Source organism: Thiocapsa sp., assembly GCF_011390875.1.
In the GTDB taxonomy this organism is placed as follows: Bacteria; Pseudomonadota; Gammaproteobacteria; order Chromatiales; family Chromatiaceae; genus Thiocapsa.
On sequence record NZ_JAABRP010000263.1, the window covers coordinates 1 to 247 of the forward strand.

A 247-nucleotide genomic window follows, 5' to 3' on the forward strand; every position below is an offset into this window, starting at 1 on the left:
GGTCGCGCCCGAGAGCAGCAAGACGGCCTTGATGATCTGTACCCAGGTCGTGGCGGTCATGCCGCCGAAGATGACGTAGGTCATCATCAGAAGTCCGACGGAAACGACTGCGATCCAGTAGTCCAACCCGAACAGCAACTGAATCAGCTTGCCCGCGCCGACCATCTGAGCGATCAGGTAGAACGCGACAACGACCAACGAAGAGATGGCCGCCATGGTGCGGATCTGGGTCTGACCGAAGCGGTAC

1 pseudogene is annotated in these 247 nt (G+C 59.5%); it reads right to left on the reverse strand.

The window, feature by feature from the left end:
• A pseudogene (gene actP / locus GPT33_RS16670) lies at nucleotides 1-247 on the reverse strand (cation acetate symporter); the annotation flags it as partial.